The following is an 18,210-nucleotide window of genomic DNA, read 5'->3' on the forward strand; positions in this document are numbered from 1 at the left end:
ATCTACTCCACCAGATAAGAGTTCGGAGCCGGCAACTTGAGGAAAGGTGCTACGGTATAACTTGCGTTATAGGCACCACATCCATCAAATATGACTAAGTCCCCTTCTCGAAGGTCAATATTGTTGACTTCCCCAATCACATCTTCCTTATTGCAAGAAGTGCCCACTAAAAGGACTTTCTGCCCCTCATCATTCCCTTTTAGAGGAGTCCCATTACGCAAAACATGAGGTTGCTGGAATCGTTTAAAGGTACTTTCCGTTTTTGCCAACAGGAAATTTTGGGCCATTCCCCCATCACATACGGCGTACTTGTCACCGTTAATGGACTTTTTATAGCGAACTTCCGTGACGAAATAACCGGCTGAGCCCATAATTGCTCGACCACTCTCGTGAACTACTTTGATATGATCAGGAAATTCAGCAATCAAATTTCTATATTGCTCAAAATCAAACTCCTGCTCTCGCCAATTGGGGTCAAACCCACCACCTAGATTGGCTAATGACAAAGGGTATCCCAGTATTTCCTCAAACTTATAAACAACTTGTAAGGCCACTTTAGCAGTGTCGAAAGCACCTTTATTAAAGGAGTATGAGCCCCTAAACAAATGAAAACCTAAAACTGGAATCCCATGTTTCTTACAAAAATCCAAAGCCTCAAGACAGCCATTCCAGTCGAAACCAAAATGATCTTTTCTTAGGCCCTTTTGATTTCTATCAAAGTGGCTCAAGATTGAGGGATTAAGCCTTAAAACGACAGGGTTTACTGGCCGCCTTGCCTTCAACTCCTCAACCAAAGCTAATTGATTCAGGTTGTCGATAATTAAATGGCACTTACTCGCAATGGCTGCGCGTATAAAGGCCTTATCTGCCGATGGGTTATTGACAAATCGGGGACTATTCCCTTTGGGAAGTAGATTTAGTTCGCCTATAGATGCAATCTCAATACCGTCTTCAAAGATGTGCCCACAACGAAGTATTAAATCAAGGCAACTATTGGCTTTTAGAGAGTATATCAATCCCGTGCCCAGCGCTTCCTTCAGCTGCTTGTAGTTATCGTGAGCAGTTTTAACGGAATAAATATAACAAGGTGTAGATAGCTGTTTCCTATTTTGGCCCAACTGTTGAACCAGCGCATCTGACAGTGCACCCATAACTCCCCCAAGGGTTAAACGTATCGTTTATATTTTTATTAAGTTAGCGTTTTATGTTTTAGGCGGGATCCCGCCTAAATATACTCAGATCATTAGGCATGGGCTTGTAAATCCTGTTCTAAGCACTTCCTATCGACCTTGCTATTAGCGGTTAATTGAATTCCATCAACAAACCTGATATCTCTCGGCATGTAGTCAGTATCTATGTTCGCTTTCAGCCAAGTGCGAAACTGCTTCTGATTGTCAGCGGTATTCTCATGAAGCTCCACAACACAAGTAGCCACTTCATTCTCGAGCTTATCTTTAGTGCCGATGATTGCATTGATATGCACCAACGGGCACATATCAATATGATTCTCCAAGTCTTTTGGAAACAGACAAAATCCACCTTGTTTTATTAAGTCTTTTGAGCGTCCTTTAAAATAGAAGAAGCCATCCTGATCACGGGTAAAAAGGTCTCCCGTCGCCAACCAGTTGTCATCCCGATATCTGCCCGAAAAGATTTCTGCACCACCTTGAGCGGCGAGGTTATAGTAGCCTTGCATCACTGCCGTCCCACGAACATAAAGCTCACCTACCTCATCAGCTTTTGCTTCTCTAAATTTACTGACCTCTGAGTGAGGTATAAATACACGTGCATCCAGGCCAGGGATCGGCTTGCCAACTGAACCCATCTTTTCTTCCCAAAGCTCTGGCTCCAAGTACAAGGCTCGCTTGCACTCAGTCAAACCATACATAGAGAAAACATTTAGACTTGGGCAGTACTCCTTCCAGGCGCGAATCATGTACTCAGATAAATGGCCCCCAGTATTGGTGATACTGCGCAGATTGCTGAGATCAGGTTTAACCAAACCCACCAGTTTCACCAGCGCAGCCCCCATTGCTGGCACGATCGGAAGAACAGATATATCCCGCTCTGAAATCGTTTTAAGGGCTTGTATGGGGTTAAATGGTTTGTCGTAGAGGATGGTTGTACAGTTGCTATATAGTGCAAATAAGACCTGATAAAGACCGTAATCAAATGACAAAGGGGATAAGCACAAAATTCTGTCCTGTGCTGTCAGGCCCAAATATTGGGATATTGAGGCCAAGGAGGTCAGAACATTTTGATGGGTAAGCATAATACCTTTTGGCTTACCAGTACTTCCTGAGGTATAGATCACCAGAGCTAGATCTACGCCAGTGACCACTGGAGTAGAAGACACTTCAAACTCTGAGCATTCCTGCTGATAATCGGGCAAGGCCTCAATTTTTCCAGCACGCCATATCGCCTTGGCATTACAGTCTGAAGCGATCATTTTAATTGAAGAGTGGCTCAGATCCCCCTTTGCAGGTACAACCACCAACCCCATCTTCCACGCCGCCAACATAATGGCGACCGCCTCTACTTCAGACTGAGTACACACTAAAATGCGGTCGCCAGCACTGAAACAAACTTCTTCATTTGTAAGTGAGAGCCACGCATCCTCACAGTGAGCCGCGGTCAAAACCTCGCCATCCAGATTTTCCAGACGACCTTGCCAACATTTTTCCACAACTTTCTCGAACAAGCTGGCAAGAGAAAACATTTTTAGTCCATTTATTATTCTAAGATTTTTGATCTAGTCCGAATAAGCCTAAAAAAAACTATTCAAACCGGCTACATGGGACGATCATTTTATAAATCGGATGACCCAATAATGACAAGCATTTTCTGTAAAGCTTATGACAACCTCTTTATCAATCCATGAAAAGTTTCATCCTGTTAGAAATTATTCGATCTGACTAAACATTACAAACATTCCAAAAGACAAATAAATCAAGAAGTTAATAAACCCTTTTTCCGATCTCGAACCACTACCAAGTAAAAAAATAGGCAATGAAAAACCAATTTATTCAGGATTTAATTCCATCAAATGACCAAAAAAAAGAAAATAATTTTTTTGGTGGCAAAGCCCTATAAAGCCCTATAAAGCCCTATAAAGCCCTATAAAGCCCTATAAAGCCCTATAAAGCCCAAAAAATTTGAACCGAATGGTCACAAAATAGGATGGGCAAATATTAAAAATTACTCAAACTTATTTTCTGAAGCTGGTTTTTGAGAACCATGAAACCTTGAGAGATTTCTTTTACAAGTGATCGGCTACCGGCACTGAAAGCCAGATAAATATTTGAATACAACTTAATGCAATAATTTCGATTACAGAGGCCAAATCAGTAGCGGCGTGAAATTACTGACTTCAAGTAAACCTTTAAATCCGGGTCTGCCAGACAAAACATGGGCGCCAGCCTAAATACTACAGACCAATAATTACAATAAAATTGACCTTTTGAATCACCGGCCTCACCAGATCAAAATTAAGCCAAACTTATCGCTAAAGATACCCAAGTTACGCCTGGGGATAGCCATCTTTATAATCCGGCAGTTAACACAAAAAATTGGCACGAAATAACCCCAATAGAGGAAGCAATACCACACACTTACGTATCACGCACGCCTTGCATATAGAGGTAGCTATTTTGATTCGATTACTTCAGTACGCATTTGGGTCTGTCGGAATTTTTCTTCTGTTAACCAGCTCTCAGCCGCTTTGCGCCGATTTACATCCAGAGACTCTGAAATCGATCAGTACTCCAGATAAGGTGGACAGTAGTATTGGCACCCTCGAATTCCGCGATGGCGCTCCCTACCCCCAGACCGCAGAAAAGCTCTACGACTATTTGGATCATATGCGTGCGGTAGATAGTTTCCTCAAAGGAATTCAGGGAGCATCAGTACATGCTCTGATGAAAGGGGGAAGAGAGCTTGGCGCTAAGTCTGCCAATGAAGTCTTAATTTTCGATCGATTAATGAACTCTGAGTCTCTTTTTCTCACAGGCAATACTTCGACTATCTATACGCTGGCTTTTTTAGATCTAAAACGAGACGGACCAACTGTGTTTCACTCGCCGCCCGACGTTATGGGCGCGTTTAATGATGCCTGGTTCCGCTTTGTTGAAGATATCGGCTCCTCTGGCCCGGATAAGGGGCGCGGGGGAAAGTTTCTGTTACTGCCACCAGACTATAAAGGCAATATTCCCTTCGGCTACATTCCCATCTACCCTCGCTCCTTCCGACTGTGGGTGTTTATGCGCTCGCCAAGTAACCAGCCTTTGCCGGAGGCCGTGCAAAACATCAAAGACAACTTGAGAATCTACCCCCTGGCTCAAAAAGGTAACCCGCCAAGGATGGTCTTTATCAGTGCGTCTGGAAAGGCCTTCAACACCATCCACCCCAATGACTATCAATTCTATAAGCACCTTAATGAAGTCGTTCAATACGAGTGGGTTGGGATGCTTAACCCAGAAACGCGCGGCCTCTTTGCCTCAATAGGCATTGAAAAAGGGAAAGCCTTCAGTCCAGATAAAAGAATGACCAAAATTCTTACGGACGCAGTTGCAATTGGTAATGGTATAGCCCGCTCAATTGTTTGGTATCCACGGACAGACAAATCCCTCTCCGATATCAAAATCTACCCAGGCACAGATAGCGCCTGGGTAATGGCGTTTCCCGGCAAGAATATCTTCTTCAATGGCCCCGATGGCAAAACCATTAATAGTGACGCTCGAGTCAGCTACTTCTATCCCTATACCGGTGTCAGCCCAGCAATGACTGCAATTGAACCTGGCAAAGGTTCTGATTACGCTATTGCCTTTGTCGATGAAAATAAAGAGCCCTTTGACGGCTCTAAAAAATACAAATTGCACCTGCCCCCCGATGTACCGGTCAATGCTTTTTGGGCAGTTAATATCTACGACAGCCAAACGCGCTCAATGTTAAAAACCAGCCAGCCCTTTCCCGCAGTAAGCAGCCAGTCGAAAGGGATAAGACAAAACTCCGATGGTTCTTATGACGTTTATTTTGGACCCGAGGCGCCAAAAGGGTTTGAGAAAAACTGGCTGGAGACCCTACCCAACAAAGGTTTCTTCGTAATCCTGAGACTGTATGGACCCTTGGGGCCATGGCTGGAGAAAACCTGGCGCCCTGGAGAGGTGGAGCCTACTGAATATTGAAAGAACCGACTCCTCCAAGCTTTTACAGAGATTCTGGCCGCCCCACAATTGCGCTGCCAGCAAGGCGTATGCGGTGATTCCGGGGAGTCTCCGCAAACCAACGTCGACAAGCTCGCTGAAATGTACTCTGCTCGGAGTACCCCAACAAACCCGTAATCTGCCCCAAGGCCAGATTCGGATCGGATAAGTATCGAGTCGCCAGATCCCGCCGCACGTTATCCAATAGCTCTTCGAACCTAAGCCCTTCCGCAGCCAGGCGGCGCTGTAAAGTTCTGGGGTGGAGCTTCAGCGCCACTGCCACAGTGCCGAGCTGAGATCTGCCGCTGGGCAATATTTCACTGAGTAATTGTCGAATTTCTACAGTTAGAGGAACGGGCAGCGTCGCGCTCTGCTGCTCCAAGTGGTGAATGACTAATCGCTCAACCACTGGATCGGCAGACTTCAGTGGTGTATCCAGAAATGCAACTGGGAAGTCCATCGCGCAATAGCCCGAGCCAAACAGAACCTCACACCCAAAGTAATTGCAGTAGTCACCCTCTGCCATTTGAGGACCATGAGGCAGCAGTACGTTTTGCGGGCAACACTCAGTCTCTACCAACATCCGTATCATCGTCAGCGTATTTCCCAGCACCTGCTCCCGGATCTGGCGATAGCTACCGAGAGCTGGGTCCTGCCAATCAAAAACAATTCGTAGTACATCTCCCTCACTTAATGGTTCCAGTTGCATACTGAGGGATGAACTATGAAGAGAAAGAAAGCGCCTAACGGATAGCAAGGCTTGCCGGGGAGTGGCCGCATTGCATGCAACTACACCTATCCCACCCAAGCCTTCCACCCCTTGTCGCGATGCGAGGCACAGCCCCAAATCGGGGCGATCTAACCGGCGTGCTGCAGTTTCCAGCAGGCGCGCGACCTCAACAAATGATACCAAGCGGGAATCCGCCGGGCTGATATCACAAGGCATACCGAACTCGGCCAAGAAGGCTTCCCCCCTGCCCCCAAGCTGCTCCACGAATTCACTGAAACCGGAAAGAATACTGACTCGTACAAGGCTACCCATAACTTGCTCCCCATCTTTGTGGCGCGGAAAGACAATTATTTGTCGCAATCTAACAATAAATCACGGGCACATCTACCCAGTCTATAAGGCATAGAAATTTGCAGGGATAGGGATTGTGAAATCGACTCATTTCGATGTATTAATTATCGGCGCGGGACTCTCAGGGGTAGGAATGGCTTGTCATTTGAGTCGCGAATGCCCCAGGCGCAGCTTCGCCATTATCGAGCGTCGGGCACAAGTCGGCGGCACCTGGGACCTCTTTAAATACCCGGGCATTCGATCTGATTCCGATATGTACAGCTTCGGCTATGACTTCCAACCCTGGTCCGGCGAGAAAATACTCGCGGATGGCCCATCTATCCAAAAATATATTGAAACCACGGCAGAGCAATATGACGTTAAAAAGAGAATTCACTTTGGAATAAATTTAACTACGGCAAACTGGTCCAGTACAGACCGAGCTTGGACTCTGGAAGGTCACAACACCGAATCTGGCAGCCCAGTGAGATATACCTGTAGTTTTCTGATTGCCTGTACTGGGTATTACGACCATAAAGAGGGCTACTTGCCGCAATATCCAGGTATAGAAAACTATCAAGGAAAACTTATTCATCCCCAACAGTGGCCAGAAAATCTGGACTACCGCAACAAGCGTATTATCGTGATCGGCAGCGGCGCCACCGCTGTTACCCTGGTCCCCTCGCTCGCAATCACCGCCCAACATGTCACCATGTTGCAACGCTCCCCAAGCTATATCATTTCAGTTCCATCTATCGATAAAATCTCTCGTGTACTATCAAAATTTCTGCCAGCACCCTGGGTCCACAGGCTAGGACGCTGGCGCAATATCAAGTTACAGCGCTGGATTTTTAAAGCTGCTAAGCGCTGGCCTAACTTTATTAGAAAGTTACTATTAAAAGATGTAAGAAAAAGCCTTCCAGCTAATTACGATCTCAGTCACTTCGATCCCAGTTACAACCCCTGGGATCAACGTCTCTGCGTTGTACCTGACGGAGATCTGTTCTCCTCAATCTGCTCAGGGAAAGCTTCTGTTGCCACCGGTGAAATAGAAACCTTCTCAGATAAAGGTATCCTGCTTAAGTCAGGGCAACAAGTAGACGCAGACATTGTTATCAGTGCGACCGGATTAAAGTTACAAGTTCTAGGAGGTATCAAGCTCTGTATTGATCGTGCACCGGTAGCAGTCAATCAAAAGCTGACTTACAAAGCAGTGCTAATGGAGGGGGTTCCTAACATCTCATGGGTATTCGGCTATACCAACGCCCCCTGGACTCTTAAAGCAGACATTACCGCTCGCTATATTTGCCGATTATTCAAGTATATGGAAACAAATAACTTTCAAGTGTGTACAGCGATAGATAGCGAAGGCAGTTCTGAACAAGGTTCGGTAATGAGCAGCCTGGACTCTGGCTATGTAAAACGGGCAAATGGAGAACTCCCCAGACAGGGCAAGCGCTATCCATGGCGCCTGTTAAATAACTATGAGGAGGACTGTAAGATACTCCTTGATTCAGCGATTGAGGATGAATTTTTAACTTTTGTGCCCCACCAATCTAACACCCAGAAAACTCTAAAGACAAAAGATAAAAGCAACGCATCCTCTATCGAAGTAAGCAGTATTTAAATTTCAGGCAGCATTAAGAATGCGAGCCTCGGCTCGCTTCTATTTTACCTTTCATCAGGTAGACGGATATAGATACTGCACAAAATCCCTAGCTTCAAGCCCAGACTAAAACCCCAAAGTGAACAGCCGCGATCAACATTATTTGACCTAACAGTCGCGCCTCACAAAAAAGTAACAAACACGTCTAATTAATCCGCCACCGATGCCTTCTAGGAATTCGTTAGGGGCTTCACGAAACCATATAATCATGGGGTAGCAAATCCGAATATTAGGTCACCAGACAGGATGGCTTATTGTGAGAGCTGTGAGTATTTTTTTAATTTTGTCCTCGCTGTCAATAGCTTCAATGGCGTCTTCTGTAAGTATACAACTAGAAAACTGGGACAGAATTTGTCAAATTCAAGTTACCGGCGGAAAAAACCCGTCGTTCACAAACTTCCAAACTTTTAATAATATTAAAAGAGGCTGGTCAATTTCCAAGCCCTATCAAATATGCTATCGCCGGAATGAAGAACCTTCCCAATGTCATTCAAAAATGACGATGTGGCGGTGCAAACGGTATGTTCAATCTGAAGGCCAGAAAGCAAATACTTTTCCTATATTCTAGGTTTTATCGTCTCCACCTTTAACGACAGCTACCAAATTATGACGCTTGATCTAATATGCTGAACTTAAGCACCCAAGGATTGATATCAGAGGGAGCAACGAAGTCAACTTGCAATACAGTACGATCATCAGAAAACTGATACACCCATTTATTGTCAATAGACTTACCCTTCCTCCACTCGGGATGTTCTTTCATTTGCTCACTTAACCAGGCTTTTACAGTTTCCACATCACCGGAAAGCTGAAACGCGGTGTACCATTCTTCCAGGCTACCATAGCTATACTCCTTAGAAACAAACTGAATTGACTCAGGCAAGTCACTAAGGTTTGGCATAATTTTATCCGCCATCATCCCCCGGATATAGCCCCCTCTGGCACCCACAGGTACTCAATCTTCGCTGCGACGCTTTTGGCTTTTTCAATCGTATCAACCTTGCTTACCAGATATAAAGCGCCGTCTATACCAGATGAAAGGCCAGCTGTAGTAATAAACTTGCCGTTATCAACAAACTTTTTATTCTTTACCAATTCAACATCAGAGAAGTTCTTCTCGAAAGAATCAAATGCTCCGCGAATGGTGGTTGCTTTCTTACCATCCAGAAGCCCAGTATTTGCCAGGATAAAGGCACCGTTACATACCGATAGAACGTACTGAGCCTGTTTGGACTGCTCTTTAATCCACTGTAATACTTCCGGGCTCTCCATTGCTTCATTAATACTGCCCCCCGGGATAATTACTGCATCAAATTGATTATCCTGATCAAAGCTGGTATCTGGAGCCACTTTAAGCCCCATGGCTGAAGTAATGGTTCCACCATCTTCCGAAACCGTTGTCAAACGATAATTGGCTTGCCCAAAAACCTCATAGGGCCCGGCATAATCAATAGTTTGTGCACCGTCGTACAACAATATCCCAATATGGAAGGCATCTTTAGACGTGGAGTGGGCCCAGACCATATTGCTAAAAAGTAGCGAGCATAGGGTAGGCCAGATTAAAGATCGCATGGCTATTTCCTTTTTTATTTTGGTGAGTACAGAAACATGTATAAGCGTTTATCGGACATCTCACGCAAAGCTCAAGCGTATAGACAAGGTATCTTTTGTAGATATAGCTAGAAGTGTAAATTGGTGGGTTTGATCACAAATGACATAAAGTCGACGAATTCTGACATCGATAATTCGATATAAATAATAACTTTAGCGATGACACTTGGGATAAATATGGGCAAAATCTATGTGCTTTTGACTTCTTTATATCTTTCAACAACAAAGCGTATAACTTGAATAAATCTAAAGACCACCCATAGCAAAATGACTAACCTAACTTCCTTTTGGAAGACCACCTAAAGCTCCTGACTCAAGCCTACGAAATTATATCGATCCTATTGCTTCCCCTGAGAGGAGAAAGCACAACAGCCAAGTCACACCTCCAACCCTAAAAATATTTAAATACAAATTTAGACTACTGACTTAAAGAGCTGTCTTTTGGGAAATTCAGCTCTTGGAATTGACAGATCGAGCCGGCTAACATCTAACCTAAAAATCTCGAGGTTATATTTCCGAGCAAGTCCCTCTATCTTTCAAGTAGCCGAGTATCTCACCAGACAACATGTCCTATTTCGATTTTGAAACAATCGACAAGTAGAATAACATCCATTGCAACTTGTATCTAAGTATCCATAAATATAGCACACCTATTCACGACAGAACTGACCAATTAGAGACCACCTCATCCGTACTTCTCTTCATGGATATAGTATTGTTCCGGCATAATATCACTAGGCAACTGAGAGTCTGGCTCCAAAAAGCCTTCCCAACCCGATTTCATTAAAAAAAGTAATAGCTCTACATACTGCTGCTCTAGTTCCTCTTTACACTCGTAATCCGATGCACTGCTCCTCCAGTGATAAGCTAGCATTGATAAAGCACTTTCCAATCTGTCTGCAACATCCTCAGGGATCATATATTTATTCCTCAACCTTAACGGCACCTTTTTTAATCATTGCAGGTATAAACTCCCTTACTTGTCCAGTCTCCTCAGGCAGAGGCACATCACAAGAGCCAAAATAAGTCGCACAATTAAATCGATTTGGAACACCCTCTTTCGGGAATCCATATATCTGCTCTGGAGTTCCATCAAGACCCGCTTTAATTGCTTTAGAAACTTTATCTTTTACACAACCTTCAACCAAAACATCTAACCGATATACATCAATATTTCGTGTACAAAGTTGATCGTAATCACCTCTAGCAGCCTCACGAAATAAAAGAGTATCCTCGTGAATTATCCCAGGATATAGATCTCCATTTAATAAACTATTTATTGCTTCTTGTTTGGTCATGCCGCTTGGTACATTAGGCCCAAACCCATAAATTGTCTTTCCGCCATCTATGGAAATACCTACATGACCAGTATACACCTCTGGCCTTCTTTGTGGGTCCGGGTTTTCTACAAAATTTTTCTTAGCAAGTGGACCTCCGCCCCTAAAAGCATAAATTTGGATGTATGCTTTCGTGCTCCGGGTAGGACTTTCCTTCTCTGAAGTAAGCCCATGGGGGTCAATCCAACCTACTGGATTAGGCACATACTGATAATTATTCACTCCCCCTAGCAGTCCAATTGGATCCTGCTGGGTAAACTCCCCAACCCCCGGATCATAATACCTAAATCGATTGTAATGCAGCCCAGTTTCTTCATCAAAGTACTGCCCCTGGAAACGGATCGGCTGCTCTACCTGATTTTCATGGGCTAAGGCGATACTGCCATAGCTCTTGTAGGCAACACTCCATACCACTTCACCTGCCTGGTTGGTAAGGGTATCTGGGGTGCCAAGGTGGTCCAGGTGATAGTAGTAGACCTCTTCTTTATCTAGCTTACTTTCTTTTAAAGCAACCGGTTTAAAGGTGCCCGGTTCGAAGTAGTAGGTACGGGCACTGAGGTCCTGTTTGGTTTGATTATCGGTATTAGCTTCCTTTAGAAGGGTGTCGCCATCCCAAAGGAAATCACTTTTCTCTTTGTTTACAGCCTTACTAATACGGCGACCCAGCGGGTCATATTGATAGTGAATATCTTGTTGAAGGTGCTCTACACCCTCTTCCACCTTTAGCTTCTCTACATACACCAACTGTTGGCGACTGTTGTAGTGATAGCGCGTCTGCAGTTTTTGTCCTTTACCACGCAGCTCCGCAATCCGATTACCATGAATATCGTAGCGATAGTGAGTATCACCGCGAAAAGCGAGACGATTGCCTTTTACCTGGGTAGCGCTGGCTTGCTGTTTGGCTTCGTCTTTTGAGTTGGCAGCGGCAAGGATATTGTGCGCAGGGTCGTGTACAAAATATTCTGGGTTGAGGCCGTCTACCTGGGTAAGGCGGTCCAGGGCATCGTAGTGGTAGCTGCAATTACCGCGCAGGCTGTCTTCAATTTTGGCTATCTGCCCGGCTTTATTGTACTGGTAGCTACGCTCAAGAACTGGGTTTGTGCCTGAAGCGGGATCGGACACTGGTTTGTGATTTACATTACTTGTTTTGCCCAGTCTGAGTTTTTGCAAGCGGCCTTGTGGATCGTAGTCTCTCTGGCTTTCCAGCCCATTGCCGTGTTGACGCAGGCTTTCTCTACCCTGCCCATCATGGCTAACACGGGTGATTAACTCATCAGTATCACTGCCTAAAGGGCGACGGTGCAGGCTTTGGAATTGTCCGGCAGGGTTAAAAGTAAACTTAAGTTCTTCTCCATCGGGCAAGGTCGTGGCAATACGATTACCTGCTGCATCGTATCGGTGGCTAAGCTTTTCTTTGCCCTGCCAGTCGCCGGTAACTCGGCCATTGGCATCGTATTCCCAACGCAATTTGCGGTGGGCATTTTCCGCCTCTATCAATTGCCCACTGCGGTTGTAGCGGAAATTGGTATTGCCGTCCGGGGTGACCTCTTCCAACAAGCGGCCAAAGGGATCGCGCTCGAAGATGGTATCGATACCTTTACCGCTGTCCGTATCGGTCACGGCTCTGGAGCTTACCAAATGGCCGGCACGGTTGTAGGCATAGCGGGTAACGCGGCCGTCGAAGCCTACTTCTTCAATCAGGCGTTCGTTGAAGTCGTATTTAAGCTGATAGCGCTCGCCGTTTTCATTGGTGAGCCCGATTAGGTTGCGCTCGCCGTCATAGTGATATTCCAGACGGCTGCCATCCGGGTTGGTGCGGGCCTTTACCTGGCTGAGGCCATCGTAGGCATAGCAGGTACTGCGGCCTTCAGAGTCAATAACTTCGGTAAGTAATCCATGGGGGTTGTAGCTGTACTGAGTGCGAGCATCGTCTGGAGTGGTCACCGCATGGATACGATCCTGAGCGTCGTATTCATAGCGGGTCAGCTGGTCGGGGGCGTGCTGCACTTCTTCCAGTCGGCGAGCACCGTCGTACCGGTAGTGCTCGGTACGGCCCATAGGGTCTTTTACTGCGGCGAGCTTGCCTTCGGGGTTCCACAGATAGCGAGTGGTATTGCCGAGAGGATCGGTAACACTGCCGATCAAACCAACGGGGTTATAGCCGTATTGGGTCTTGTTGCCGAGGGGATCTTTACTGGCCACGATCTGGCCATTTTCGTTGTACTCCCTTTGCCAGTTATTACCAGCGGGGTCGGTAACTTTTGCGGGCAGGCCTTCAGCATTGTATTCGATACGATGGTTATTGCCGGCGGCATCGCTCTTTTGTATCAGGCGGCCCTGGTCATCGTACTGGTAAATTTCCTCGCGAAGGCTGCCATCGTCGCTGGGCAGTTGTACCCGAGTAACCTGCCCCAGGTTGTTGTAGCTGTAGAGAGTCTCTGCACCTTCGGGATCGCGGTGATAGATCGGCAGGGCCCGGTCGTTAAAGCGGTAGCGCTCTTTGCCACCACGGGTATCAGTAACAGTAACGCCCTTACCATCATCGTCCCAGTCAAACTGGTAATTGTAAGTCGCCTGACCATCGATTGGGTCACCCCACTGTCTCACACAGCGGGCAGAAGGGCCTTCGGCATCCCACTCAAAATGGAAACGGTAGCCAGTTTTTAGGGTGCGCTGTTTAATTACATGGTGATGGTATTGGTACTCCTCACTGTAACCATCGGCGTCAGTGGCTTTAAGCAGGTCGCCAACATCGCTGTACTCATAGCTTGCGAGTACTTTAATATGGCCATCACGAGTTTCCTTCTTAAGCTCACCTATACGCAGGCTGTTCGGCTGCCCTTGCGGAGGGCTGATATGCAGGGCTTCACCGAGACTGCTCTCAATGCATATTAAACGCTCATCGATATAGTGAAACAGGTAGAAATTGCCATAGCCATCACGTATTTCCGCAAGCTTAAGTCCTCCTGTTACACCGGCTGCCTTAAAATGTTTTTGCACGCCATTGGGGGCCCCGTAAGGGGTAATAACCCAATGATCGTCGTCGACACGAGTAAGTGTTAATTGCTCAACAACATTGTGGCTGCGATCGCTATCCCCCGGAAAGGGAAAATTAATTACCCGACCCTCTGCGTCCATAAACTGAACACTTTTATCAGGTGCCGGTATTAGCCTCTCTCCCAGGGTGTGAGTCCAACCATGACCTAAACCGAAATCTTTGGGATTACTACTGCGATAAGTACGCTCAAAAACAAGGGGGAGCGGTCCGTCTAATAGCGCATCGACTAAGGTCAAACGCTCTTCCCCGGTTTTTAAATTAATGGGATCACCACCTTCAATAGCACAACTATTATTAGGAACTTTCTTCCCAGTGTGGGTTGTGCCGGTTATGGTCCCAGCTTTATCAGGCTGGTCAGAGATTGTATTCTGAGAGCTCTGCGAACCCTGGCTGCTGTCAGAACCCGCTTCAGAATTATCATTGGCGGTTCCTTTACCGCTTTGCGACGCTCCTGCACTTGATGGTTGCCCTCCGGAGGAAGGTAGTACTGCAACTTCAGAAGAACTCAGATCAGAGAAGCTCGCCTTATTACCCTCAGTACTTCCTGCGCGTTTATGGAAAAATACATTGCGACGCTTTTTGATTTTGGCAAATTCCAGCATTAGGTTACTAACGCCCTGAAGAGACCTCAGTAAGCTCGCACTATCTTTGGAACTCTTGACAGCGCTGGAATCGCTCACGGATGCTACCATGGCGAATGTTAAGATAACCTCAAAAAGCCCATTATCTGGTAGGGCAACCTTCGATGGGTATAGAGCTTTTAAGTAATCGCGGAAGAAACGTAAACTTGTTTCACGTATTCTCGCATCCTGGTATAAAGTTTCAGCTACTTCAAAGGCTAACTCTAAGTGCTGCCGGGTAACTTTATTGGCATCGAAACCAAGCGCATCTACTAGGGATCTGCTAGAAGTCGGTATAGATTTTTCATCTTGCTTTTCAATGCTCTTTTCATACAGCAGATAGTTCGTAGCGGTGCGTCCCTGCGCCATCAAAGGGCGAATAGAACTCACCAAAATCTCTACTTCAGATAAATCTTTACGCCATATTGCTAGCCCTCCGGTAAAGTCACTCTGATCAGTAGATTCATTGTTCGATAACCTTGAATTAACTCGCCCTAGGTCAACAATATACTGAAGGCCTGTATCGATTTTAGGAATCAATTGGGACTGCTTGTCAGCTAGCACCGCATCAGCAAATGGAGCCTCTTCGATTACCAAGCGGTTTTGAACTAACTCCTTATAAATAGTTCTCTCAACCCAGGAGTAGCTTGAAGGAGCATCTAAATGGAATGAGGCTGATAAATCACCCCATCTATCAGGCTGCTTGCCTGGTTGAAGAGGATCTGAACAACTCCCTCCCATACCCAGGAAGTAATCGTAAATTTCTTGAAGAGCTGAAACACTGAACATTTCCAGGGTTTGCTCAGCACTAGCTGGCAGTGAAGACCCGGAGCTTAAACCGCTCCCTCTTCGAGCCAGGTAAACAATTCCATATGTATTCTCAACAAATAGCTGCATAGCTCACTCTTTATTGATTACGAACAAGCCATGCAACATTCCTTCGCTGCCAGCTCAAAGCAAAATAAAGTCCACTAAAAGTGCTCTGCCCTTTCCAGCTTCAGTCTTCGCAACTCAGGGAGTCGGAACTTCTGTCACCACTGTTAACGAAAAGTGGTTTTCGGAACGGGAAAGCCGCGCGATTATACTGAGGGGAAATTAGGAAATGGATTACACAGGAGCACAATAAAAAATGATGCACCCTAATGTAATGGCACGTATATCTGAGTTACAAAAACAACTTAAAGAGAGGGGGGGGGGTAAATCAATACTGGTGCACAGATATAATTTAATTTGGGGCAAGCCTAAGCTTACCCCAAATCAGCGCAATTAATTTACGCTGTCAGAATGATAAACTATTGCCTGCCAAATATTTTGTTGGCCGCCTATATAAGTATCCAGGGTAGGATTCTTAATATAGCTCCAGGCAACTTTACCATTACCCAAGTACATTGGCTCATCCAAACCACCCCAACCGTAGTCAGTCAGTTTTACCGGTCCCTCAAGTACATTTAAGTCAGCATCAATCTCCATTACATAGTAGGCTTTTGGTACCAGCATACGCATGGCATCACCACTCTTATTGTAACTGCGATTGTACGGGAGGTTATCGGAGATACACTGGAACTGCGCGTAACCAAATAAGTAACGGCCATTTTTCAGATCAACCAACTGGGGATCACTAATTTGGCAATCGGAATCCGTTGCCAGCCATTCAATGCCATTACCTTCAATACTGCCTTCCCCATCAACTTTTGCAATACCTACACGTGTCAGAGAAGTAGTATCCAAGGCATCTCCAGAATAGAGACCCTGTCTGGAAATTACAGGATATTCACCACTGTCGATATATGAGAAGAAGCAGTTGCGAATGCCGTTATCAGCACATTCCTCATCGAAGGGTCCATCGCCACTAATATCGATGCCTAGCTCGTCCTGTAAGAACATATCCATGTTTGCATCTTCAATATACTTCGGAGAGACAATAACTGAGAGGTTTGTATCGGCATCGACCGGGACAACTGTATGGCCACCACCGTTGGATATCATCGCACTTGTCGAGGGCACTAAATGATTATAGGTGCCTTCATAAACAGAAGATCCACTGTCCTCCATTTTAATGGCGATTGCATGCAGGCCGGGCGAGGGGTAGTAATCATTTCCATCGCTGGTGCACAGAGCCCCGTACATCTCATTCCCCGGATTATAAAAAGCTCGAATATTCAGAACATGACCATGACCGCACGCCCAGTACCATCCCCGGTGATCATTTCCAGAAAAAGACATTGACCAGTCATCCCGATTAATAACTGTCAACCCTGCCGAATAATGCGAACCGCTAACGAGAACACGAGCAGTTACGGAAAACGCATAACTTGTGCGCCCCTGGCTATCATCCTCTACGTACAATAGCTCCTGAGCTCCTAAATGAGTGCCACCATGCATTTTATTGACAACATAGGCATCTGGAGTTTCAGTTATAGGCTTGTTATCCCACTCCATTAGCCAGATCTGGTCATTATACTTCTCTTCATTATCGGTACCTGCAACACTGTCAAGATTGTCTTCAATCTTCATCCAGGTTGTACCGTACTCTTCTACCAGATCTTTCTCGATATCATATCGCTCACTTGCTTTATATTCGGTATTACATAAAACAGCTACCCTGGAGCAATCCGAACTAGCCGTAATACCATGTGACTCATAGCATTGATTCAGAATAGTCGCGTTACCTGTCTGCTCGAAGCTCATGGTATCAGGGTTATATTGAAGCTCGTAAACTGACCCATAGGTTGTATCAGAGGCACTATTCCCCTCTGACAAAGTTGTGGATACATACATTTTTGGCTGGTCAGTATCCGTTGCACAGGAGGCCGTATAACTACGGATAGGAATATCAATATTTTCCTCATCCTGCTCACTGTCCGTACGGCCAATATAGTGGGCCAGCTGGTAAACTTCCTGAGCATTTACCATTGCGTTAGGCAAAGTGATATCTGTAGCGGTAATTGTTGCAAACCCGAGTTCAGCTGTTGACACATCTCCAACGGTTACAGTCGATGGGTCATTATCAGGCAATGAGGAGTCATCCCCGCTATCATCTGACCCGCTATCACCTGTTCCACTTCCTCCATCTTGATTACCCCCACTATTATCATCTCCGCCATCGCTCACAGGTGGTGAATCGGAGTCAGAATCCGACGAACCTCCCCCTCCACCACAAGCTGCAAGTGCTGCGGTTAGTGCAATTACCAATAATTTCTGCCCGAATAACTTTTCCATAATCGCCTTAAGTGCCGTGTTTTTTATTTTGGTGTTAGGTACTGTCCAAAATATAAGTTCCGGACAGTCATGAAATGCAAAAGTGGGCGAAATTTTAGCGGAAACGAAATTTAATTCTGTGCGTAACTTAAAAAAATATGAACACAATAAGGAAGCTTAAAAATGAGACATTCAACACCGACAGGACCCTAAATAAGGCGTACAAACTCCAGGCATCGAAAGATAAAAAGATAAAAAGATATTAAATAGGGCAGTATCCAACACTAACCTAATGATAGGATAGAAAAGCAAATAAAAAACCAAACTAACACACAAATATAGTCAAAAACTCCGCCACCTGAATTCAGCCTCTCTCCTATCATAGATAGGTCAAACACATCAACTACACCTGAAGAAGAGGCTGGTTTTTCAAAGTATTTCAGCCAGAAAACTTATACA

10 protein-coding genes are annotated in these 18,210 nt (G+C 45.6%); 2 read left to right on the forward strand and 8 right to left on the reverse strand.

The annotated features are described in order from the left end of the window. Positions 1-2: 2 nt before the first annotated feature. Together ACJJIY_RS18425 and ACJJIY_RS18430 are read right to left on the reverse strand one after the other, a co-directional pair. On the reverse strand, positions 3-1,151 hold the full coding sequence (locus ACJJIY_RS18425) for a type III PLP-dependent enzyme domain-containing protein (protein ID WP_444896891.1): 1,149 nt from the start codon (positions 1,149-1,151) through the stop codon (positions 3-5). Positions 1,152-1,243: 92 nt separating this feature from the next. Continuing rightward, positions 1,244-2,719: a class I adenylate-forming enzyme family protein gene (locus tag ACJJIY_RS18430; protein WP_445358561.1), complete on the reverse strand. Its 1,476-nt coding sequence runs from the start codon at positions 2,717-2,719 to the stop codon at positions 1,244-1,246. 931 nt (positions 2,720-3,650) lie between these two features. On the opposite strand from ACJJIY_RS18430, the gene ACJJIY_RS18435 reads away from it, so the two are divergent. Next, positions 3,651-5,183, forward strand: a complete 1,533-nt coding sequence (locus ACJJIY_RS18435) for a DUF1254 domain-containing protein (RefSeq protein WP_445358562.1) — start codon at positions 3,651-3,653, stop codon at positions 5,181-5,183. Between the two features lie 22 nt (positions 5,184-5,205). On the opposite strand, the gene ACJJIY_RS18440 is transcribed toward ACJJIY_RS18435, so the two are convergent. Continuing rightward, positions 5,206-6,243 (reverse strand): AraC family transcriptional regulator, encoded by a 1,038-nt coding sequence (locus ACJJIY_RS18440; protein ID WP_445358563.1) that lies wholly within the window; start codon positions 6,241-6,243, stop codon positions 5,206-5,208. Positions 6,244-6,358: 115 nt separating this feature from the next. Here ACJJIY_RS18440 and ACJJIY_RS18445 point away from each other — a divergent pair, with 115 nt between their 5' ends. Further along, entirely contained in the window at positions 6,359-7,888 is a 1,530-nt protein-coding gene (locus ACJJIY_RS18445; protein ID WP_445358564.1) for a flavin-containing monooxygenase, read from the forward strand. A gap of 643 nt (positions 7,889-8,531) precedes the next feature. Here ACJJIY_RS18445 and ACJJIY_RS18450 read toward each other — a convergent pair. The 5 genes from ACJJIY_RS18450 to ACJJIY_RS18470 form a co-directional block, all read right to left on the reverse strand. After that, positions 8,532-8,846 carry a hypothetical protein gene (locus ACJJIY_RS18450; protein WP_445358565.1) on the reverse strand — a complete coding sequence of 105 codons (315 nt, stop codon included), beginning with the start codon at positions 8,844-8,846 and terminating at the stop codon, positions 8,532-8,534. Beyond that, positions 8,843-9,499, reverse strand: a complete 657-nt coding sequence (locus ACJJIY_RS18455) for a DJ-1/PfpI family protein (protein ID WP_445358566.1) — start codon at positions 9,497-9,499, stop codon at positions 8,843-8,845. The genes ACJJIY_RS18450 and ACJJIY_RS18455 overlap by 4 nt, the downstream gene beginning before the upstream one ends. 724 nt (positions 9,500-10,223) lie before the next feature. Next, on the reverse strand, positions 10,224-10,457 hold the full coding sequence (locus tag ACJJIY_RS18460; protein ID WP_444942007.1) for a hypothetical protein: 234 nt from the start codon (positions 10,455-10,457) through the stop codon (positions 10,224-10,226). A gap of 4 nt (positions 10,458-10,461) precedes the next feature. Continuing rightward, complete coding sequence (locus ACJJIY_RS18465; protein ID WP_445358567.1) at positions 10,462-15,450, reverse strand: RHS repeat-associated core domain-containing protein; 4,989 nt, start codon at positions 15,448-15,450, stop codon at positions 10,462-10,464. A 369-nt stretch (positions 15,451-15,819) separates the two neighbouring features. Further along, positions 15,820-17,772 (reverse strand): hypothetical protein, encoded by a 1,953-nt coding sequence (locus ACJJIY_RS18470; protein ID WP_445358568.1) that lies wholly within the window; start codon positions 17,770-17,772, stop codon positions 15,820-15,822. Positions 17,773-18,210 lie beyond the last annotated feature (438 nt).

Source organism: Microbulbifer maximicatervae (SeqCode) (assembly GCF_052468155.1).